Here is a 24495-nt window from a genome sequence, read left to right as displayed (position 1 = left end):
ATATCACTCACTTTAGCTTATCTTAAAACTAATGTTTTTACAACTGAATATATTTATGCACTGTATAATCTGGCTGTACAGTCTTCTTTTGAAAACAGATGCTTTTGTTGAGAACAGCAGCTGAAAACAAGTACAACTAGAATTATGAGGTTGTGTGGGGTTTTGAGCTTGTGCTTTTTAGTTTAGTGTTGCAAACAGTTATTTCAGGAGTCTCATTTAAAAACTAAAATTAGGACCTTGTTGGTCAATATCAAAATCATCATTATAATTAGGATCATCGATAGAATAATTATAAAAATTTTCATTATTATCTTCATATTTCAAATAAGAAAAATATTCTTCTGATTTACGACTATCATAGTTATCAAAAGCATTTGCACTAACTATTTCCGAATTCAACAATTCGCATATCTGAACTTCACTAAGGTTTTCAAATAATAATTGATAAACACTTAAATTGGTTGACAAGCCAAAATAGTTTCCATAATCGTTTAAATTACTGTTATTTATTTCTGAAACCCAAAACCAATTTTCTTTAAACTTTTCAAGCAACAAATTAGACCAAGGCAAGCTTTCATTCTCAGAAAGCCGAACCCAATGCCATTTATCCCTAAAATACTCTATCAATTCTTTAGTCCAATTTTTATTATGATTTAAGGACAAACCTTCCCAATCCCATTTATCTATATTACTTTCGATAAGTTTTATTGAGATAGATAAAGAGGAATTTTGAGAAAGATATTCCCAATTCCATTTTTTTTCAAAGTCTTTTAAAAGGCTTGATGATAGATTCAGTGTCTCATTACACGAAAGCTCATTCCATTCCCAATAACTTTCAAATTGTCGAATTAAGGATTCATTCAGCGAAATACAAGCTGATAACTCAACCCAATCCCAATTTTCTAAATAAAGATTAATAAAATTTTCTGAATTAGATAAAGAAGAGTTTTTTGACAGTTCAGACCAATTTATTTTATCACTATACTTCTTAATTAAGTCTTCATTTAGCGGTAAACCTTCATTTCGTGAAAGATTTCCCCAATTCCATTTCTCTATATATTTTTCAATTAACTTTTCAGATAAATTTAATCCAGAATTACGCGAAAGGACTGACCAGTTCCACTTATCTATATATTTTTCAATTAATTCCTCTGAAAAAGGAACACTCTTATTGAATGACAATATAGTCCAATCAAATTTCTCTGAATATTTATCTATCAAGCTTTCTGAAAAAGGTAAACTTTCATTTCCAGAGAGTCCGAATAACCAAAAATCCTTTTTATTATTCCAATTCCATTTCTCTATATTATCATCAATTAATTCTTGATCCCATTTTATGCACAAGGATTCTGAAAGCTCTAACCAATCAATTTGATTACTTTGTAACTTAAGTAAATTCTCAGACCATAACACATTATCATTACGTGATAGGTTTTTCCAGTTTATTTTATCCGAATGTTGTATTAAAAAAACTTCCGAAAATGGATAATAAAATGAGATTGTATCAACAAAAAACTTTTTATTATTTGCTATTATTCTTTTTAAATACTTCATTCTTAAAATCTTTATCAAATTACAATAAATTTACGCCCCACTTTATTAGTTAATAATACTAATCCTTCAATAAATTTATAGTGTATCAAACTGTCTTTTTTAATTTAGGATATCCTCAATTACTTCAAATATTTTTTCAAACTCCGTAATATTAAATTCATTAAAGCCGTCCTCTTGATTCAATATTTTTTCTGCAAAAAGATTTTTAGAATGCGCTACTTGTTCTCCAGCAGTATTAATGATTAACTTAACATCTTCACAATATATCCTCTTCTCCTTTTCTTCCTCTGGCTTTGGTATTGCTAATATTCTGATTTCTGATTTAACTTTCTTATGATTTGTTTTACTTTTTATCATCACCTCTTCAACTTCATTAGTAAAGAATAACCTTGTGCTATTTGAAGGTTCTAAAGCCCTTATTTCATCATCAGTATAATAGAATTCGATAGAAATTTTATTATAATCTTCTCGATGTGTTGGTTTTGGTATACAAAATGAATAAACAGAATTCCCCCAATCTTTAAACGTATTACCACAATTCATATCTCTAATTATATTATTATCATCACGATCAAAAATGCATATAACTTTCCTATCATTATCCAGTTTAGACGTTTGTTCACATAACTGCTTTAGATGACTATCTCCCATTTGAATTTCTTCTTCATATTCTAAAAAATCAAAATCTAAATCTAAGAATTTAGATTCAGCATTTAATTTTCTTAACGCATTTTTAAGATGTTTCCAATCTGTCTTACCTTCTGTGATTATTAAAGGTTTGGTTAAATTTTTCAACTTTTCATTTACAGTGTTTAGCGTTATTTGCAATTCGTTAAATCCTTTTACAAAAATATTGTACGCACTTTTCATCTCTGAAAAATCATTTAAAGAAATACTATTACCAAATGGTAGATTGATTAACTCCCATTCTTTTTTAAATAATTCTTCCATTCCATAAAGGAAGAATGGCGAGTGTGTTGTTAAGATAAACTGAACTCCTGAAAACTGTTTAATTAATTCTGGTAAGATTGTTTTTTGAAATTCAATATGCAAATGCAAATCAATCTCATCTACAATCACAATACCTTTTACGTCATTCAAATTTCTGACTTGTGCTCCTAGATCATCATATTCTTTCAATAATGACGTAAATAACGCAAGCAACATTGCTTCTCCTGAAGAAATATGCGAAAAGGAAGGTGAGACTGTCAATTCTTCTCCATCAGATTCTTCAATGTGAATAGATATACTTCTTCTATCTTTTGCTCCAATTCCAATTCTTGCTCTTTGAATATTTGGAAATTTACTTTTATAAATTATTCTCAACAATTCATTAATCAGGTTAAGTATATCATTATTTTTCCCTCGATATCCCAGAAATATTTTCACTCCCTTATTTCCACTAGCAAATGCTTTTTCATAAATCTCCCTATCAAGTAAACAATCAAGAATCCAAGTTTCTATTTCTTTTATTACATTGTGTTTAATAATACTTTTATGCGACCGTTCAAGAAATTTCTCTTTAAATGAAAATCCAATATTAGTATCTTTGTTTAACCAAGCAGGATGATCATATCTACTATGAGGAAAAAACGAAATTATATTATTACTAAAAGTATCTAACAACTCAACATTACTAATATTTAGGCTTTTATAAAATCCATTTTTAACAAATTTCGGGTCCGTTGTACCTTTTAAATTTAAACCGGAATATTTTTCCACAAAATCAGCATTATCAATTCGAGACATTAAATCTATATAATTTGCATTTCTATCATCATCTTCAAATATGATTTCTATATTCGAATAATCCTCTCCATACTTTATATAGTCTTTTTTGCCAACTTTAAGATATTTGTTTTGTTCAACTTCTAAAAGGTCGTTGAATTTCTGTCTTTTTAATTCAATTAGTCCATCTAAAATATTGCCCAATAAAAGAGTTTTTCCAGAACCATTTTTACCAATAAAAACAATAGGTTTTGGATTTCCGTTTTCCTTAAACTTTGGTATTATGTCTAAATTAGATATTGGTCCATAATTCTGAAATTTCAACTTCTTTATGTACATTTTGTGTTTTTTTTTATTAATTTAAAAATACCAAGGAGTAAAAAACAAAGATATTACCTCTCATAAAATCACTAATTAAATCAGCACAAAACCCAAAACAGAGCCCACCCCATTCACATTAAAACAACGGAACGTGCAAACAAGGTTTAGTCTAATATGCTAAACTTGGTGATTATATTTTCTATGTATATTCTTTAGGGAAGAATGGCAAAACACTAGCTTAAGGTGTATTGCAGGCTAAATATAAATATATTTTGCAAACCTGTTAACGTAAAGCGCTTTAAAATTCATTTTTAACATATTTAGGGTTGCTTAGAGCTGTGGTTCTTCTTCTAAACTTGAGATATATTTTGGCATGAAAAAAGGGAATTGATTAACTCAATTCCCTTTTTAATATTTACTGTTATAACTATTACAAATTAGCGGTAGTTATTATTGGTTGGATCGGATTCTAATAAATTAGAATTAAGTTCCAATTGTTGCTGCGGGATAGGCAAAAGCACATGGTGCGCTTGTATGTTTGCCGCCGGATTATTAAAAGAGCGATGCTCTACGGTTTTAACCACATCGAGCAAAATACCCCAACGAATTAAATCCATACGCCTGTGCCCTTCTGCACATAGCTCGAACTTACGCTCATCGTACATGGCTTCTCTAAAACTATCTTGAGTTAAACCACTCCAAGGTTGGTCGGGCTCGAAAGCACGCTCTCTCACTTTGTTTACATAATCGTAAGCGTTTGTTGGGCCGTTTAATTCGTTTTCTGCTTCGGCTGCCATTAAATAAATATCGGCTAAACGAAACACAATAAAGTTTTCTGGATGATCGCCTCTTAAGGATTCCGCCTGATCTAAGTTCCAGTTCTTTTTGTAATATGGAAAAGAAAGTTCCCAACCTTTGTATTTGGTTACAATACTAGCATCGTAACGTAAATCGCCGGTTTGCCAATTTTCGCGTCTTGCAATTTCTGGTAAAGGCACAGACCATCCGTAACCCGTCATGTCTTCATTGTCTGCTTGTAATACTTCCGTTTGAAAATAATCTACACGTGTTACCGTATTGCCATCTATAATGGTATCGTTATTTCTACGTGCTGGCTCGTCTCTAATACGCGGATTGTAATCGTCTGTTCTGGTTGTGTTTAATGGCCCACCTTGTAGAGAGACAAAATCGACTTCCCAAATAGATTCGATGTTAAACTCGTTGCGTGGTGCAAATAAATCGTCTAAATCTTGCACCAATTGGTGTGGCGAAAAGTCTAGAATTTCATCGCAGGCATCTTTACAATCTTGCCATTCTTTATCAAATAAATGAAACTTTGCTTTTAAGGCTAATGCCGCCCATTTGGTAGCGCGCCCAGAATCTGACCCAGAATACAACTCGGCAGGCAGTAAAGTAATGGCACGTTCTAAATCGGTTTTCATGTCGGTTCTAATCACGTCTTTATCAAAACGTCCTAAATTAGATCGTTCTATCGCAGGAATTACATCTCTGTAATAAGGCACGTCGCCCCATAAATTGGTTAAATGATAATAGGCTAAAGCTCTTAAAAAAAGCAGTTCGCCTACATAACGATCGCGAGTATCTATTTTTTCGTTGCCGTCTATGTTTTCTAAAAACTCTGTAGCATTATTTACAATACGGTAAAGCTGCGTCCATGGGCCATTTCCGTCGGCTACACCTTCGGCAATTAAATAATTATGGATCGTTCCGTTTACATTTCTACTTGGTCCAACAACATCGGCACCATGGGTGTAATAATCGTCTAAACCACGTTGTCTGTACAAATTATTATCGTGTAAAAGTTGATACACACCATTAACCGCCAATTCGCCTTCGGCATCGTTATTAAAAAAGTTGGTTGGCGAGGTTTCCGTTCTTACTTCTTCTTCTAAAAACTCTTTACCACATGCGGTAAGCAATAATATTGCAAAAGCCAACAAGCCGTATTTAAGTTTAAAACTATATATATTTTTCATTGTGTGTATGTTTTAAAATTCAACTTTTAAGCCCATTGTAATCGAGCGTGCATAAGGATATTGCCCAGAAGCAAAACCTTGAGAAACAGAACCTGTACCGCTACCTGCTGTAAAATTATTTACTTCAGGATCTCCTAATTTAAATGAAGAGAATAACGCTAAATTGGTTCCGGTAACGTAAACATTCAATTTACTTAGCATGTTAGACAAGCCTAAACTTTCTAAGGGCACATTGTAAGCCAACGACATGGTTTTAAGTCTTAAATACGACCCGTCTTCGATGTTAACCTGACTGTTTGGGTTAAATAAACTTGTTGAAGCACCTGCTCTTGGAATATCCGACGTTTCATTTTCGCCTTCTATCCAACGGTTAATAACTCTAGAGTCTAAATTTTCATCTCCTCTACCGTAGAACGAAGATTGCGACCGGATGTTGAAAATATCGTTACCGTAACTTCCTTGAAAAAAGACATCTAAAGACAAATCTTTATAAGTGAATGAGTTTCTAATACCTCCATAGAAATCGGCTTCTGGACTGCCCAGAATTTGTAGATCTTCATTATTCCAAGTTGGATTATCGTCTAAATTTTCAAAACGCGGCCCACCAACAAATGATAAACCTTCGCGACCATCGGCAATAATTTCATCGGAAGTTTTATAAGTTCCTAAATAATTTAAACCAACATAAACCGGAAGTCTTTCGCCAACAATTAATCGCGCCGAAGTACCACCTTGGTTTCCTGTGGTTTGTAAATCGATATAGCCTTGCCCGTTAAGTTCTAATATTTTACTTCTGTTGAGTGATAATGATACTGTAGATTTCCAGCTAAAATTATCGTTTTGAATGTTGGTAGTATTTAATGAAAACTCCAATCCTTTATTTTCAATAGCACCTAAATTTTGAAGTTGCGAGGTACTCGCTACACCGGTTTGCCCGGAAATTGGCACAGATAATAATAAGTTTTCTGTACGCTTGTTGTAATAATCGACTTCTAATGAAATTTTATTATTTAAGAACGCCAACTCCACACCTAAATCTAATTGCTTAGTGGTTTCCCATTCTAAACCATCGGAAGCTAAACGGCCAACTTGCACACCGTTTACAATAGTTTCACCAAATACGGTTTGGGTTTGGTTGTAAAAGCTTAATGAGTTGTAAGGATCTACACCTTGTTCGCCCACTAAACCATAACTGACTCTAAGTTTGAATTTATTAATAACATCTGAATCGCTTAAAAAGCTTTCTTCGTCTACATTCCAAGCTGCACCAATAGAAGGGAAAAACTTGCCTTTATTGCCGGCTTCGAACACAGAAGACTCATCATATCTACCTACTAAAGTCACCAAATATTTACTATCAAAACCATATTCTATACGACCTAAATAAGAGCGTAGTGTACGTTGGCTATACCCAGAATCTACAAAGTATTGATCGGGATCTCCGGCTTCTAAGTTATTAAAGGTTGAAGCATCGTTGGCAAAGCCGCCAGCTTCGGTTCTTACAGACTCATTATTCATTTTTTGCCATGTAAAACCACCTAAAAACTTAAAAGCATGCTTATCTAAATCGAAATTATACAAGAAGGTGTTTTCATTCAAAACACTTTTCTGGAAATTTGTATTTACACGTGCAAAACCACCATTAAATTGCTCTGGTAATGCACCAGGCACATAGTTGTTTTCTTTATTATAAGTTAACTCGGCTCCTATTGAAGATCTGAATTTGAAATTCTTTAATATTTCATACTCCACATAACCGTTTGTAATTAACTTGGTAATAATATCATGATCGGTTCTTAATTGAATATCGGCTTCTGGATTTCTTTGTGCCGAAGAACTTATTGGGTTTTCACCTGTATAATTTCCGTCGTCATCATAAACCGTTCGTATTGGTAAAACCGACGAAACAATACCTGCATAATCGACCTTATTGTTTTCAATTTTATAATTTGTTAAATTTAAACGCACACCTGTTTTAAGCTTATCGCTAACGTTAACATCTACATTGGTTCTAAAAACAACACGCTCTAAGCCAGAACCACGAACAATACCTTCTTGATCAAAATGATTTACAGAAATGTAATAGTTTGAATTATCAGAATTTCCTGAAATGGATAAATCGGTGTTTCTAACCACACCCGTTTGGCTTATTAAATCTAACCAATCTGTTGTTGGTATTTCTCCTGGGTTAGCATATGTTAAAGGCAATGTGGTATCTGTGCCACCAAAACCATTGTTTAAATTTGGAGAAAACTGCCCCGACTCATTAATATAATCCACATAGTCTTGTCCGCCTAAAATATCGATAACATTAGCCGTTTGCTGAATACTTGTGTAATGATTTAAAGATACTCTTGGCTTACCTGCTGGCATACCTTTACCGTCTTTTGTAGTAATTAAAATAACACCGGCAGCACCACGAACACCATAAATAGATAAGGCTGTGGCATCTTTTAAAATCTCGATAGATTTTACATCGTTACTATTAATAGTGTTCAGGTTAAAACCAGAACCTACAATAAAACCATCGATAACATAAAGCGGGTTATTGTTCCCTTCAATAGAACTATTACCACGAATACGAATGGTTGTTCCTGCACCTGGCGTACCGTTATTAGAAACCACATCTACGCCCGAAGCTCTACCTTGCAAGGCTTGATCTAGTCGGGCTACAGGTTGGTTTTCGATAGCATCGGCTTTAATTTGAGATACCGATGATACCAAATCTTTTTTGGTACTTGTGCCATAGCCAATAACAACGACTTCGTTAAGCTGCTGGGCATCTTCTTCTAAAACAATATTAAGTACTTTTTTATTTCCTACGGTAATACTTTGGGTTACAAACCCAACGTAAGAGAATTGTAAAACATCTGTCGATGCGACATTAAGGGAATAATTTCCGTCAAAATCTGTGGTTGCGCCTCTGTTTGCGCCTTCAACAATAATGTTGACTCCTGGTAATGGCTGGTTGGTTTTATCTGTTACAGTACCACTTACCACCTGCGCGGCCAATGGATTGAAACTGTAACACAATAAAACTAGAGCAATCAGCTTTTTCATGTTCTTCATAAATTATATAGTTTAGTTATAGTTGTTTGCACTGCAAAGAAATACTGCAGCACTATTTCAAATGTCGTATAAAAATGATTACAAAAATTCTCGTATACCACCTACAAATGTTGCAAAAGGCTGATTTACTGAACAAAACACGCTATCCAGCAACATTTTAACTCAATATATACAACATCTTTACCTATATAAAACCTGTCCATTTCAAAAAAAAGAAAGACCTTGTTATCTACGTTTTGCAACTCAAAACTCTATTTATTTACTAGAATATATAAGTAAAATAAACACCAACTAAAACCGAAATCAATGTTTTCACATACTCAAAAAATAGTATTCACCTTTTTTTTATTAATGATTACTAGCTGTGGGTATGCTCAAAAAACACAACCACAAAAGCCAAACATTATTTTAATTAATATTGACGATTTAGGATGGAAAGATTTAGGTTTTACAGGAAGTACTTATTACGAAACCCCAAATATTGACGCCCTAGCCAAAGCTGGCCTCGTTTTTAATAATGCCTATGCTGGTGCCGCAAATTGCGCCCCAAGTCGTGCTTGTTTAATTTCGGGACTAAATACACCAAAACACGGTGTGTTTACTGTTAGCCCATCGGACAGAGGTCATAAAAAAACAAGAAAACTAATACCTATAAAAAATACACAACACCTTAAAAACACGGTTTACACACTACCTGAAATGATGAAATCGGGCGGTTATTTAACTGCTAACTTCGGAAAATGGCATGTTGGCAATAATCCGCTAGATCAAGGTATAGATTACAACGTTGGAGGCAGCAGCAAAGGCAACCCCGGAAAAGATGGTTATTTTTCACCTTATAATATCGATTTTATAAAAAACGGCCCAGAAGGGGAATACTTAACCGATAGATTAACCAACGAAGCCATAGCTTTTGTAGAAAAAGCCAAAGACACCAGTTTCTTTGTTTACCTACCTTACTACACCGTGCACACTCCTTTAATGGGAAAAGAAGCCTTAGTTGAAAAGTTTAAAAAGAAAAAAGGGAGTAACGGACAAAACAATCCCAAGTACGCTGCTATGGTAGCTTCTATGGACGAGAATGTGGGTAGATTATTAGATGCTTTAAAAGAAAATAATTTAGAAGAAAACACGCTTATTATCTTCACTTCGGATAATGGTGGCATTCGCCAAGTCTCGCATCAAGATCCTTTAAGAGCTGGAAAAGGATCGTATTATGAAGGTGGTATTCGTGTGCCTTTAATAATCAAGTGGCCCAAGCATATTGCGCCCAATACCGTCTCTAACCAAATTGTTTCTAATTTAGATTTTTACCCAACACTGCAAACTATTGCGAATCCACAAAAACCTAATATTCTACTAGACGGTATAGATTTAAATCCTGTTTTACACGGAGAAGCTGCAACGCAAAGAGATTTGTTTTTTCATTTCCCTGTGTATTTACAAAACTATAGTAAAGGGAACGATGGCAGTCGAGACCCTTTGTTTAGAACACGACCTGGTTCGGTAATTATTTCTGGCTCATGGAAACTGCATCATTATTTTGAAGATAACGCTTTAGAATTATACAACTTAGAAAACGACCTTGGCGAACAACATAATCTTGCAGATATAAACCCCGAAAAAGCCAATGCGCTTTACAAAAAACTAGACACTTGGAGAATTGAAACCAATGCGCCCATACCAAACAAGCAAAACCCAGATTACAATCCGGAGTTTGAAAGCGAAAAAAAAGCTATAATGCTCAAAACTAAATAACAAAGTTTTATTTACCACAATAGAATTAACGCGTTCAATACGTAAATAAAATATTACATTAAGGGTAAACCGCAACATTTTCGCCACTTACTTGCTACAAAACACACCATTTGAATCCTAAAGCTTTAAATAACTTAGCTATTATCCAATAACTAAACATTTAAAACTTTTTAAGATGAAAAAAACATTACTATTATTTATTACGTTACTAAGTATAACATTCACTTATGCACAAACAGAAGGTGCAACATTTACAGCAGGCGATTACACCTATGAGGTTACGGCAACAACTACCGAAGTAAAAGTTATAGGCTATACTGTAACCAATTTAAATATACCTGCTACAGTTACCGATGGCACGTATAATTACAATGTAACATTACTTCCTTCTGGCGTATTTAATACCGATACCAACATTACATCGATAACAAGTACGGCTGCAGTCGCTATTGGTTTGCAAGCTTTTAATGCATGTTCTGGTCTTGAAACGGTGAGTTTGCCAAATGCCATTTCTATTGGTAATAGTGCTTTTTTAAATTGTTCTGCATTAACTACTGTAGACATTAGTGGCGTTACAGGTACTCTTGGCAACAATACGTTTAAAAACTGTACCACTTTAACCTCTCTAAACGTGAGTGGCGCAACTATTGCCGGAAACAATACCTTTGAAAACACGGGTAAACTAACAAATGCCGATTTTAGCAGTTTAGTTTCTCTTGGAGCGCAAACTTTTAGAAAAACGGCTGCAGTAGCTTTAAGTTTTCCTTCGTTAACTCATGTAGGTAATGCATCAGATCCTACTTCGGGATTAGTATTTTGGCAGGCAAGCGATCTTAAAACTATAGATTTCCCTGTGGTTGAAGTGATTAATACGGGTGCTTTTAACTCATGTTCATCACTTGAGTCTATTACTTTTCCTGCTACATTAACTTCGCTTACCGAAAACAACTATAATATGTTTAAAAGCTGTACAAGTTTAGCCAATATAATTGTAGAATACACCACATTTATACCACTTGAATATAACCCAGACGGCGCTTCTGTAAACACATCAATATTTGCAGATGTATTTGGAGCGACTTTAACAATTCCTTCTACTGTTAATGCTGCCGATTATACTACAGGAGATGTATGGAAAGATTTTGGTGCCCCTGTTTTAAATGTAAACACTCATGAAGCTGCACAAGGATGGGATTTTTACCCAAACCCAGCAAAAGATGTTGTGACTATACAAAACACACAATCGCAACATGCAGACATTACAGTCTTCGATTTAAACGGTAGAATTTTATTGAATAAAACTATTAATAATGTGCAGTCTGAAATTAATATATCAAACTTAAACACCGGCATTTATTTATTTCAAGTTAAAACAGATACAGGCGAATTTGTAAAGCGTATCGCTAAGCAATAAGAAAACCTTAATAATCATTTAAGCACAAAAAAGTCCGATTCTAGTGAATCGGACTTTTTTTATTAGATATAACTTATTCTTTCTTGATTACGTTTTACCTCTGATATTTAAGAACGTAGTTATTCGTACCATCACTACCATCGAGCGCAACACCACTTGGACAGAACAAATATTCAGGCTCATTATTTGCATCCATAAGCAATTGTGGACGTTCTAATTTAACATGCTTTCCATAACGCGGATTTGCTCCTTCTGGAACATTTCCATTTAAATAAAAACTTTGAAAATTATGAAACCCAGAAAGTGGTTCTGATTTAAATTGAAGTCCATCATCGGACACCCAAAGTAAACCGCCACCTTTTTCTAAAATGCCGTGATTATCTGTAGTTAACAAACAAATTTTACCTTTCCAGATAAAGGCATATCCATCTTCTATTCTAACCTCGTTTGTTGTAATAGGTTTGGATTGAATAACATACGGGCCTTCTAATTTTTCTGCAATAGCAAGTCCCATACTCACCTTTCCGCCTTTACCTTTTGGACCAGCCATGGCCTTAAAATACAGATAATATTTTCCGTTTGGGTGTTTTATAAGTCCCGGGTTATTTACACCAAGACCACTATCAAAACACCAAATAGAGTCATCATTAGGCGGACTCAACAAAGGTTCGTCTTTATTTGGTTTCTCTACCCAAGGTCCATTAAGACTATTGCTCACAAGCATGCCTATTCTTTGGCTCGGACCATGGTTTTCATCACCATCGTTAGCTATAAACACTAATACATATTGATTATCAATTTTTTTAATACTTGGGTTATGAAAACCAGCAGCGTTCCAGGTGTTATCTCCTTTGCCTTGCGCTACAACTTCCACAAACTTAAATGGTCCTTCAGGACTTTTAGAGACATAATGAGCAATTTCACTATTATATCTCCACGCCTTTTTAAACGGCGTAGCAGAAGACCATCTGGCACTAAAAAGATGCACGTTTCCTGCTTCGTCTCTTATTGGCGAACTTCCCCAAACATCGTAACCCGGTTCATTTATAGATTCTCCTATAAACTTCCAATGATCGGACATTGCAGTCGGCACTTGCACGCTATCTTTTATGCTTTCGATTTTAACCGTTTCATTTTTTTTATCAATTTCTTTACAAGAACATAGACAAATAGATAAAGCGGCAACGGCCAAAACTGTTATTTTTATGCTTTTCATTAGTACTATTTTAATGGCATTTGGATGGGTAATTGCTTCCATCTTGCTTTTAATAATTAAACTCTAAAACTTCTCCTTTTTTAGTCTCAATTTGTTTTACTTCATCTTGATAACGCAAGTTTAAAGTATTCCCCAATTTAGAAGTTATCACTAATGTTTTCAGTTTACCTAACTCCCAAGTCATGTCGATTTCAAAACCTTTTCTGGCAACAAGACCTTTTATACTTCCCGAGGCCCAAGCTTTAGGTAAAGCCGGCAGTATATGCACTTCACCATTCTGGCTTTGCATTAACATTTCTGTAATACCTGAAACCACACCAAAATTTCCATCAATTTGAAATGGCGGATGCACATCTAATAAATTCGGCAAAGTAGATTTTCGCTGTAATGTCAAAATATTTTCATAAGCTTTATCGCCTTCTAACAAACGTGCGTAAAAATTGATAATCCAAGCGCGACTCCAACCTGTATGTCCGCCACCTTTAGATAAACGACCTGCAATAGTTTTTTTAGCTGCCTCAAAAAGTTCGGGTGTTTTAGTTTTTGAAATTTGATTTGACGGATGTAAACCATACAGATGCGAAATATGTCGGTGTCCTGGCATCGCTTCTTCAACCTCATCAACCCATTCCAACAAGCGACCATCTTTACCAATTTTAAGCGGTGGCATTTGTGCTATTTTACTTTTAAGCAAATCGCTGAACTCTTTATCAATATTTAAAATTTCTGCGGAAGCAATACAGTTATTAAAGAGTTCGAACACTATTTCTCTGTCCATCGTCGGACTCATATTCAAGGTTGCTTTTTCACCATCTTTAGTTAAAAAATTATTTTCCGGTGAAATAGACGGTCCCGTAACTAAAAGTCCTGTTTTTGGATCTTTAACCATAAAATCGATAAAAAACAAAGCGGCTTCTTTCATTATTGGATACGCCTCATTTTTTAAATAATCTTTATCCTCAGTATATTCATAATGCGTAAACAAATGTTGGCAACACCAAGCCGCACCCATAGGCCACATACCATGTCTCGCTTTCCCGAAAGCTGCTGTAGAATGCCAAGCATCACTTGTGTGGTGTGCTACAAAACCTCTAGCGTTATATGTTTTTTGAGCCGTAATACGCCCCATTTCTCTTAAGTTTCCAATAAATTCTAAAAATGGCTCGTGACATTCGGCAAGGTTTGTCATTTCGGCCATCCAATAATTCATTTGCACATTGATGTTAATATGATAATCAGAATTCCAAGGCGGCGTAAACCCGTCTGCCCAAATGCCTTGTAAATTGGCTGGTAAAGTCCCCGGGCGTGAGCTACTAATTAGCAAATATCGACCAAACTGATATTGTAACTGTGTTAAGTAATTATCTTCTGCTCCTGCTTTAACTTGCTTTAAACGCTCATCGGTTGGTAAACCTTCTCCTGTATTATCAGATAGTTTAAAAGCGAGTCTATGGAATAATGATTGATAATCTTCTGTATGCCTATCTAAAATGTTTTTATATGAAGAAGAAGCTATGTTTCTATAAATCTGTTCGCAGTCTATTTCAGGATTAGAACCGCGATAATCACTCGCTGCAATTACTTTTACAATAACCTCATCGGCATTAGAAATCAATAACTTTCCTTCTAATACTTCGGATGTACCACCTACTGTTTCAAAATGAAGGGTAGCATGAAACTTCACACCATGGCCATTACCTACATGTTCCGAAAATTCAATTTTATTTTCAGATACAGATATTTTAGTTTGAGCATTTCTTTTTACCCAAGCCGACATATTAATTTCTCCTTTTTTATCTGCCGTATATTTATAAACCATCACCTGGTCTGGAAAACTAGAAAAATAATCACGTTTAAAATAAACATCATTATTATTGAAAGATGTGGTTACCACAGATGTATTAATATCCAGCTCGCGTTTGTAATTTGATATAGAATCTAAACCCGGAGTTTCAATAAATAAATTGGCAAGCATTTGATACGTGTTTTCACCCCATGGTAAACGATCGTTCAGAATTTTATCCTGAACCAATGTTTCTGCATCCATATACGCCTCATCAAAAAGAAGTTTTTGGATGGTATCTATATATTTTCCGGCATCTTTTTTATCTCGATTATAGTCTTTTCCGCCTGTCCAAATGGTTTCTTCATTTAAACAAATAATTTCATTTTTCGGGTTCCCATAAATCATGGCGCCTAAACTACCATTACCTATCGGCAGCCCCTGATTCCATTTTTCGGTAGGTTGATTAAACCATATTTTCAAAGGTGTTTTTGGTGATTCCTCTTTTTTTTCAGAACAATTAAAAAGCATCAAAAAACAAAAGAATGCGACTATATATTTCATATGTGTTTTATTTGGCTTTACACTCCAAAACAGAAATAGGTAAAGCAAAGGTTAGTTTTATCTATAAAAAGCTTAATTATTCATTTCGAATCTCACTAAATAAGCCCATCCTTTTTTCTGAATCATTGCAATGCCCCAACCTGGCACATTAATTTCCGGATTTCCATTTTCTAAATGCGGACGATATAATCCTGGAGCTTTTGGAATGTTTTTCAAGCTATCTTGCAAGACAGTAAAATACTCACCATCGGCAGAAATATTTAAAGTCTTATTGATTGATGCCAACGACACTATGCCTCCATCTTTACCCCAAATAAGCACCTCGTGACTTTTATCTAACAATGGGCCATCGTGCTTTTTAAACGGGCCTTCTGGCTGATTTGCATAAGCCACACTCATTTTTGTTTTACTTGGTCCGGCTTTACCATCGGCAATAGACCTGCCTTTGTAAAACAACCAAACTTTATTGTCTCGAACCAACAAACTCGCATCGTCTATACGAAAGCTATCAAAATCTGAATCGACATCGCTAATCTCCAAAACCGGATTGTTTGCTACACGTTTAAATGGTCCGTTTGGATTATCGGAAACTGCTAAGCCTATTGCCGTGATATCGGTAGTAGAATTGCCTTCGAAAACCTTATTTTTATTCCCAGGAGTTGGTTTTACACCTGTATAATACATGTAGTATTTATTATTACGTACTAATATATTAGGAGTAAAAACGGAATGGCTATCAAACGCACCTTCTGCTCCTAAACCAAGAGCCATGCCTTGCTCTTCCCAAGTACGACCTTCATCTTGAGACGTTGCATACCAAATAGTAGCCCAATATCCCGATGTAACAGGGCTATCCATACGGCTGTACCAAACGTAATACGTGCCATCGACTTTAATAATATCGCTATTATCGCGTCTATTATAAAGCGAATCTTTACCGATACCGGTAATATCTTGATAGGTAAATTTAACTGAAGATGTTTCTGTTTTAACTTCTGCAACCTCAACTTTGTTTTTTTTTGAAGAATTACAAGACATCATAAAAAATGCCATGAATGAAACAATAATTAATCCCGATGTTATTTTTCTCATATTTAATTTCTCCTTAATTATTTATTACTAAAAACATTTACAATTTCTGAAATTGAAACCCCTAATACTTTTTTAGAAATTTTGGTTAATTGTTCCGCAGAACCTTCAAAATGTATAGTTGTTTGAATATGTGTACCGCGCTCACCAACCTTTAAATGTAATGCCGGTGAAGAGGTTTCTAATTCGTAAAATGGCCCCAATGGTTTTTCGCCTGGTTTTGGCGCACCGTCGTTATACGAATTAATAACATCGCCCGAATATGGTTTATCTTGAAGTTCCCATAGAGAGTTTACATAATCTGTAGCATCTTTGGGTTTGTTGTATTTTACAATAGTTAATGTATGGCTCAAAGCATCATAAGACCCGAAAACTTGTTTAGCACGTTTTGGTGATAAACCAATTTTACTTCTAAATTCGCCATCACCTTGAAAAAACATGGTATTTTCTTTTACTATTAAGCGTTCTGCAGGTACTTTACCGAAATACTCATCGTTTACCGGTGCGCCAAGATCTACTTCATCTCCTGAATTATATGGAATAACAATAGTTGTTTCTGGCGATGGATTAAACATACCCAACAACCAAATAGACAACAAGCCGGTTTCCTTTTCCCAATGCGCTTCACCTGTGTTGGTTAAAGAATTTATGGTTTTATAAGCCACAACGTTTACTTTATCTTCATCTGGAATACCTAGTTCCTGAAAAGTTTCTTGAGTTGATAAAACTTTAACCTCACGTTCAATATCGAAATCGAACTTAAACCCCGAATAATTAACTAATGATGCTTTTTTAGAAAATGTAATTGAATTAGCAGATGATTTTTCAATAGTAAAAGGCTCAAGATCTATTAGTTTTGGGGTATACCAGTCGTCTAAAGTGAAACTGCTTCCTTTTTTAAAAAATATTGAAAACTGCCCACCTTCTGGGCCTATCCAAAAACGTTCTTCTCCTCCAAAAACATTAATATGATCTAGCGTGTCTTTAGATTTGAAGAGTTCCCGATTAATCCAACCGTAACTTCTACCTGCTGCACTTGACGAACTACTCGTCATGACGCGACCTTGCAAAGCTGGTGATACCGCAATTTTTGATTTTCCCGATGCATCGGAAAGTTGAATAATATCAATATAATCTTTCATGAAACTCACATCGTCTGCAAAAGAAACATAATCCGTTTCTTGTACGAATTCAACTTCTTTCTCTTTCGATGTTTTTGATTTACATCCTACCGAAAAAACAGTAATTATAATAGCTATAATAATTTTGAACTGCCCTTTTTGAAAGTTTATATAACGCATGTATTAATTATTTGATATTATTATGAATTTTTAAAATAACAGGTTCGTTTTTCTTGAATGTTTTTTCTACTTTGAAATTAATGGCTCCGAAACCTTTCCGTGTAAACGCATCAAAAAAAAACATGTAAACTCAAGCTTATTGCTTTGTACTAGTTTTACTCAAAATTTATTTTAAAAACATGAGAACTACTACCATAACCTGGCTTTACCTGAACTCCTGTTGCTAAATATAAATAGGCTGGTTTATCGTCTATAAAAAGGATTTGTGCGCGCTCTAAATGGCCATCTTTTTTACCTCGGTATGACACAGCATCTTTTAGATATTCTTCTCCTACATAGTGTTGTAAATCTTCGTAAGCACGTTCTGTTTTTTCAGCAGGAAACGAAAAACCATCACCCGATTTCCATAATAAACCACCTCCGCTATTTCCTAAAGATGCTCTAAAATCACGACTAATCATGTATACAGAATCTTTCATAGTAAACGCGTAAGCATCCTCAAGCGGCATTTTTTCTTCGGTTACTCTTGTTGGTTGCTGTATATATGGACCTTCAACATGATCTGCAACCACAACACCATAAGAGTACACATAGCCTTTAGGTTCTTTTCTAACTACGGATTTATGATATAAAAAGTACTTGCCATTGTATTTTATTAATGATGGATTAGAAACCCCTAACCTTGCTGTATAATTCCACACTTCTGGGTTTTTAGTTTGGCGTAAAATAGTACCATCGGCTTCTGCTCCTTTTGCTGGTCGCCAAGTATCATTCAAATCATCGGCAACATACATCACAATACGTTGTGTTTTTAAATCGTTGTTTTCGTTAACAATAAAACAAAGCTGATATTGCCCATCAATATTACTAACCGTTGGGTTGTGTGGCGAATTAAACAAACCATCTTTATCTGGCACAGCGATACCTACATACTCAAAAGGCCCTTCTGGACTATCGCCCACGTAATGCCCAATTTCACAATCTTTAAACCAACCACTAAAATTTCCGGGTTGCGAAGCGGTAGACCATTGTGCGGCAAACAAATGTGTTTTACCATTTTTATCTTGCACTGGCGAAGATCCCCAAACATGCATATCTTTTTGTGATGCAGCATTACCAACATACTCTATTTTCATTTTTTGAGCTTGGGTGTTACAGCTAAGAAAAACAAATAGCAATGCAGTTAATAATATTTGTTGTGTTTTCATTTTTACTTTTTTATTATAATTCATTTTACTTAAAGCTTTTATTCACTCTTTAATTCTTGTGTCCATTCGCTAGCAAATCCCCATTGTTTGATAACTCGCATTTTGTAATAAATAGGAATTCCTTTTTTAATATTAGGAATGTTAAGCACTCCTCTTACTTTTGTTGTTAATTTTTGATTATACTTATTAGGATTGGTACCATAACGGACTTCATATAAATAATCATAAGGACTTACACTATAAGCAATAAAAACGCCATTTTCGGTGCGTTTTGTATTCCAAATAATTGGTGGAAGTTCATCTTCATCTTTTATAAGTTCTTTTACTTCTGAAGATACGCTTTCTCCTTTATTATTGACAGCAATGAGTTGATATTGCAAAACATCACCTTGCTTTATTTTTTTGTCCTCAATATCAATAAAATTATTTGTTGTTTTCTTAGTATTGAAAATCAAACCATCTTTCTCATATCTAACATAATACGCCTCGGCATCTTTACTTTTTTCGAAAAAAACACGAATACCATTGTTAGCTGTATTGGCAAATGTTATAACAGGCTGTTTTGGAACTTGAAACTTAACAACATCTGTGTAAACTTTGTAACCTTGCGGATCTAAGAAACTAACTTCTATCATGCTTAAGTTGTTTTTGGTATTCCACTTTAATAAAACATCAAATGTGTTATCTCCTGGAAAAATAGTTTTAATAATTTCTGTTTTTGTTTCTACAGGTTTAAAATCCAAATCAAAAAGCGTATACTTTACTTTATAACCTCTCAATATATTTGCAGGTATATCTAACTTTTCTCTTGGTTGAAGAGTGACTTTTGCATGTCCTTTTACGATGTTTATATTGGATACTGTTAGGTTTTTAATGGGACTAAATTCCTTTTGAACGCTATAAAAGCCTTTTTTCTTATCTCTAAAAGAAGTTACAATTCCCCACGCTCTATTTTGCGAAGCTGGTGTTTTCCATCCATCTTTACCATGATATGTACTTCTATAATCATTAAACGTCCATAAGGAAGCACCCAAAACATATTCTTTATTTCGTAATTGATTCAATATTTTTTCTGCAGGAACATCACCTAAACTCGGATCTTCAGAGTTTAATTCGTACCCAAACTCAGACATAAAAATTGGTTTCTTATGGTTTTTCCAGGTTCCATCTGCCTTTTTACCCCAATTCTGATATCCATTTAACATTGCTAAATCGGAGTACATAGTTGCTTCTTTAGGCGAATTATTAGCCGAATTAGACACGGAAACAGCTATTCTATTTGGATCTAATTTTTCAGCCATCTCTATAGCACCCTTTATATAAGCATCTACTTTTGGGTTTTTAGATGCCATACCCAATTCATTACCTACACTCCAGCCTATAACTGCTGGATGATTATAATTATTTTCGATGATTCTTTGCAACCATTCTTTTGGTTTTGGATGTTCTGGATCTACCAAAACATCTTTTCCCCAAAGCCCAACTTCTTCAAAAATCATAATTCCTTTTTCATCCAAATAATCGATGTATTCTTTGGGTAAATTTACATGACTCAATCGAGCCATATTGGCTCCCAAACTTTTCATTAAATCAACATCTTCTTTAATACGTTCTATAGGTAATGTATTTCCTGTAAATCGATCTTCTGGCACTACATTGAACCCAACCGGCCTTATACTTTCTCCATTTAATAGTAATTTTAAACCATTTATTTCTAATTTTCGAATACCAAATCTATCTGAATTTGTATGTAAAATTTCCTTGTTTTCGGATAAGGCAACAGTAGATTCATATAAATTAGGGAAATCAAAATGCCATAAATTCACTTTAGATTTTGGTAAGTGATAAGCCCAGTTTATAATATGTTTATTGGTATTCGCAGGAATTATTGTTTTCACCTCACCTTTAGCTACAATCTTTCCGTTACTTTTAATGTCTATATTAAATAGTACGTTTCTAGGCGTATTATTAGCATTGCTACTCACAATTTTCACATCTAATTGAGCCGTTCCTTTTTTTAAGTTTGGCACTGCATCTATATGTTGAAACTCAATACGTGTTTTAGGTGTTAACTCTAACCAAACTGGCCTTCTGATACCACCCCAATTCCACATAGCACCGCTCTTAAAAACGTTATTAACCAATACGGTTAACCTATTTTCTTTTCCAGGGTTTATATATTCCGAAATATTAAAATGAAAAGGTAAGAAGCCAAAATCGTGTTCTCCAACTAAATGCCCGTTTACCCAAACTTTGGAATTGTTGTAAACAGATTGAAACACCAAACGCAATTGCTCTGTGCTTTGTATTTCTTTAACAGTAAAAGTTCTAGTGTACCACGCATCTCCAACATATTCAGAATATTCGTTTACCAAATCCCAATTACCAGGAACAGCCATAGTACCCCAAGACGCCGTATCTAAATCATTTGCAAACCATTGAGAAGATTCTCCTTTCGCATAAGGATCTGTTTTAAAAGACCATTTGCCATTTAATGATATGTTCTCATTGCTTTGAGCATAACTAAAACTTGTGACTACAAAATATAATATTCCTATTAAAATAGGTGTTTTAAAATCCATTAAACTTTTTATCATTTTAATTTCGTAACAATTCAAATTATATATCCGATTGATAAAACACTTTATTTTTTTACTGAGGATTCTCTGGAGCCTCCTTTAAATCGAATCTTTCAAGAAACTGTCCCTTTTTATTAATAACTCTCTGTACACCCCATTCTATCAACTTCCCATTACCATTATCAGTAAACGCTTCAGGACGATATGCCCCAGGAGCAAGCGGCACATTTTTATTTGTAAAATCGTGTGTTTTTTTAAAATTTAATCCATCTTCGGCATACATAATAGATTTACGTACATCCTCTGGACCTTCTTTTCCTATAAGTGTGGCAACACCTTTGCCTTGAGGCCAAACTAAAACTTCATGACCGCCTTTTACAACAGGATTGTTTTCGTATTTCACATATGGTCCTTCAGGATTATCGGCTATAGCAACACCCATTTTGGTTTCACGTGGAGATTTACCCCATTGGCGCCCTTTGTAATACAGCCAATACTTTCCGTTACGAACAATTAAACTAGCATCATCAATTCTGTGACTATCAAATTCAGTAACATTATCACTAGGAACCATTATAGGATTAGTTGGAAGTTTTGCCCAAGGACCATCAGGAGAATCTGAAACAGCTATACCTATTCTTGTTTTAGATTTTTCAAGATCCTTAGTTCTATACGGATTATTAACTCCCGAGTAAAAAAGATAATATTTATTGTTAGCAACTAAAATACCAGGTGTAAAACAACCTTCATCATCCCAACTGCCATCTTTTCCCGGAGGTAAAACTTCTCCTTTCTCTGTCCAAACAAATCCATCTGGTGAGGTTGCATACCATGTTGCCCACCTAACATGATCTCCTACTTTCCAATACCAAACATAATACAAAGCCCCTACTTTTATAACATCACTTGGGTCACCTCGTTTTATGCCCTCTTCAAAACCTAATGCTTCAATTGGAGAATATGATGCTGTTACGGATTTAATGTTCGATTGAGAAAAAACAGTACCCATTCCTAAAAAGAGCATTACTATAATTACAAAAATATTTTTCATTAGTAAAAGGTATAAAGACAGTTATGGATTTTCTTTTAGTTTGTTTTGTTTGAAAACATACGCACAGAACTATTCAGTTCTGTGTGTATGTTCGGCAATTACCAAAGTTAGTATAAAACAAAAACTTATAATTATCAATTAGGGGGTATAAATGTTGAATTTGAATACATAAAAAACTATAAAAACAGTTTCAACACAAACACAACAAACTAACAATCATAAATATACATGAAATCTCATGATTTAAGCCAAATTCCACAAAGAACGACCTAACCATAACATGAGAATTATAGAAACAGTACCAATTATTACTCTATGAATGAAGATTATTTTAGTAGATTTTAATCTTAAAGTTGAGTAATTGGCCTTCTATCAAAACTTAAAGCACCAATATTATTTTCACTTCCAGATAGCCACGGACCATTATAAATATCGCTAGTACCGACATAAAACTTACTTGGTAAATAGGTTATAAATTTATAGTTAGACGCTTTTTTTAATGTAAGAATAAGTGAATTATCTTTAACTTCCGCTTTTTTAACTTCAAGAGGCATTTGTTCTAAATTTGAATCTTCCGAAGCAAAAAACTGATCTTTTAAATAATGAACTGCACCATTTACTTCACGCTTTTCTTCTAGAAGTATAGCCTGATCGAAGTTTAGTATAATCTGTTTAGAACCTGTGTAATTCGCACTTAATAATTTCGGAGGTGTTATAATGAAATCAAATTTTTCGTTATAATAATCGCGTGCCAATAAAGGGTAAATACGTTTGGCAAATTCTAAATAACCATCGTAAGAAAAGTGACAACCATCATGACCTGTAACGCCTAGTGTGGACATAATATTTACCATCTCGTACTTATCATCTATTTTGTTTTGAACTTCGCGCATTTCAGAAAGATAACTCTCGGGATTACGACCACAACCGGGATGAATTTGAAATAAATAAACTTTTTCTAAACTTGTATAAACACGTTTCCAATCATTCAAAAGCATATCGAAATTAGCTGCATACGCCTGATAACTTTCTGTGCTTACTGAATTAGACTCGCCTTGATGCCAAAAAATGGCTTTAATTTTATCTTTCAATCCTGCTTGATCGACACGATATGCTAAACGACCAAAGCTAGTTTCTAAAGATGGTTGCTCTGGATATAACATGTTTTTTTCTATTGAAGATGAACCGCTACCACCGTTAATAATACAAACAGGCACCTGATGTTTTTCGACAATTAACCGCATTAATTCCATACCCCAAGCACCAACAGCAAATGGGTTCTTTTTAAACCATCCTCCAACACCATCAAGACCTTCTAAATTTCCTGTAGCCATACCCCAACGTACTTTTCTATCGTCGTCGTTGTAAGTTTCGTAACCTGTTTTAACGCCAAAACTTCTGCAATACGGATTACTGTAAGTCGACAAGCTACTACTTGCATGAGAGTTAGATTGCCCTGTTATAATATAAGCATCACCACAGACTACATGATCGGCAAAAAAGTATAGGCTATCAGCATTATTTTTTTTGATATAAAACTCAAATCGATACTCGTGTAAGCCTGAATTTATTTTAGTTGAAACTGAAAACTGCTTATCAACTAGACTGTCCTTTTGTGTATTATAAAGCACATTATCTTTAAATACTTTTAATGAAAACTCTTTAAAATCTGGAGTTCCCTTAATATTACCAGAGATTAAAACCTCAGCGGTATTACTGCTATCGCGAGCATATAACTGATAATCTTCGGGAGCTTCTGTAATTCTTATTTTTTGCGCAAATAAACTCATTGATAACAATGTAAAAGCACATAGTAATAAATAGGGTGGTTGATTTTTCATTTAGAATAGGTTTGAGCGTTAA

At 34.3% G+C, this 24495-nt stretch carries 14 protein-coding genes; 2 read left to right on the top strand and 12 right to left on the bottom strand.

Annotated elements, in window-relative coordinates; translation table 11 throughout:
• Positions 1-216 precede the first annotated feature (216 nt).
• From V6246_RS14225 to V6246_RS14210, 4 genes are all read right to left on the bottom strand, one after another.
• Entirely contained in the window at positions 217-1554 is a 1338-nt protein-coding gene (locus tag V6246_RS14225) for a hypothetical protein (protein ID WP_341561088.1), read from the bottom strand.
• 99 nt (positions 1555-1653) lie between these two features.
• A complete protein-coding gene (locus V6246_RS14220) occupies positions 1654-3621 on the bottom strand; it encodes an AAA family ATPase (RefSeq protein ID WP_341561087.1) in 1968 nt (655 codons plus the stop codon).
• Between the two features lie 419 nt (positions 3622-4040).
• A complete protein-coding gene (locus V6246_RS14215; protein WP_341561086.1) occupies positions 4041-5600 on the bottom strand; it encodes a RagB/SusD family nutrient uptake outer membrane protein in 1560 nt (519 codons plus the stop codon).
• 12 nt (positions 5601-5612) lie between these two features.
• Positions 5613-8669: a SusC/RagA family TonB-linked outer membrane protein gene (locus V6246_RS14210; RefSeq protein WP_341561085.1), complete on the bottom strand. Its 3057-nt coding sequence runs from the start codon at positions 8667-8669 to the stop codon at positions 5613-5615.
• Between the two features lie 306 nt (positions 8670-8975).
• On the opposite strand from V6246_RS14210, the gene V6246_RS14205 reads away from it, so the two are divergent.
• Both V6246_RS14205 and V6246_RS14200 read left to right on the top strand, forming a co-directional pair.
• The gene (locus tag V6246_RS14205; protein WP_341561084.1) at positions 8976-10427 is read left to right on the top strand and encodes a sulfatase; all 1452 of its coding nucleotides are present in this window, start codon (positions 8976-8978) and stop codon (positions 10425-10427) included.
• 175 nt (positions 10428-10602) lie between these two features.
• Positions 10603-11841: a leucine-rich repeat protein gene (locus V6246_RS14200; protein WP_341561083.1), complete on the top strand. Its 1239-nt coding sequence runs from the start codon at positions 10603-10605 to the stop codon at positions 11839-11841.
• A 94-nt stretch (positions 11842-11935) separates the two neighbouring features.
• On the opposite strand, the gene V6246_RS14195 is transcribed toward V6246_RS14200, so the two are convergent.
• From V6246_RS14195 to V6246_RS14160, 8 genes are all read right to left on the bottom strand, one after another.
• A complete protein-coding gene (locus V6246_RS14195; protein ID WP_341561082.1) occupies positions 11936-13099 on the bottom strand; it encodes a glycoside hydrolase family protein in 1164 nt (387 codons plus the stop codon).
• A 7-nt stretch (positions 13100-13106) separates the two neighbouring features.
• The gene (locus V6246_RS14190) at positions 13107-15404 is read right to left on the bottom strand and encodes a glycoside hydrolase family 95 protein (RefSeq protein ID WP_341561081.1); all 2298 of its coding nucleotides are present in this window, start codon (positions 15402-15404) and stop codon (positions 13107-13109) included.
• Positions 15405-15476: 72 nt separating this feature from the next.
• Entirely contained in the window at positions 15477-16496 is a 1020-nt protein-coding gene (locus tag V6246_RS14185; protein WP_341561080.1) for a family 43 glycosylhydrolase, read from the bottom strand.
• 17 nt (positions 16497-16513) lie between these two features.
• Positions 16514-17794 (bottom strand): DUF6786 family protein, encoded by a 1281-nt coding sequence (locus V6246_RS14180; RefSeq protein WP_341561079.1) that lies wholly within the window; start codon positions 17792-17794, stop codon positions 16514-16516.
• A gap of 155 nt (positions 17795-17949) precedes the next feature.
• Positions 17950-19002, bottom strand: coding sequence for a glycoside hydrolase family protein (locus V6246_RS14175; protein WP_341561078.1), 1053 nt, complete (start codon positions 19000-19002; stop codon positions 17950-17952).
• 38 nt (positions 19003-19040) lie between these two features.
• The gene (locus tag V6246_RS14170) at positions 19041-21584 is read right to left on the bottom strand and encodes a glycoside hydrolase family 2 protein (RefSeq protein ID WP_341561077.1); all 2544 of its coding nucleotides are present in this window, start codon (positions 21582-21584) and stop codon (positions 19041-19043) included.
• 70 nt (positions 21585-21654) lie between these two features.
• Positions 21655-22632 (bottom strand): family 43 glycosylhydrolase, encoded by a 978-nt coding sequence (locus V6246_RS14165; protein WP_341561076.1) that lies wholly within the window; start codon positions 22630-22632, stop codon positions 21655-21657.
• Between the two features lie 347 nt (positions 22633-22979).
• Positions 22980-24473, bottom strand: a complete 1494-nt coding sequence (locus V6246_RS14160; RefSeq protein WP_341561075.1) for a sialate O-acetylesterase — start codon at positions 24471-24473, stop codon at positions 22980-22982.
• Positions 24474-24495: the final 22 nt, after the last annotated feature.

It is taken from the genome of Algibacter sp. TI.3.09, assembly GCF_038154905.1.
Classification (GTDB): Bacteria; Bacteroidota; Bacteroidia; order Flavobacteriales; family Flavobacteriaceae; genus Algibacter.
This window is presented reverse-complemented; position numbering and strand designations above follow the sequence as displayed.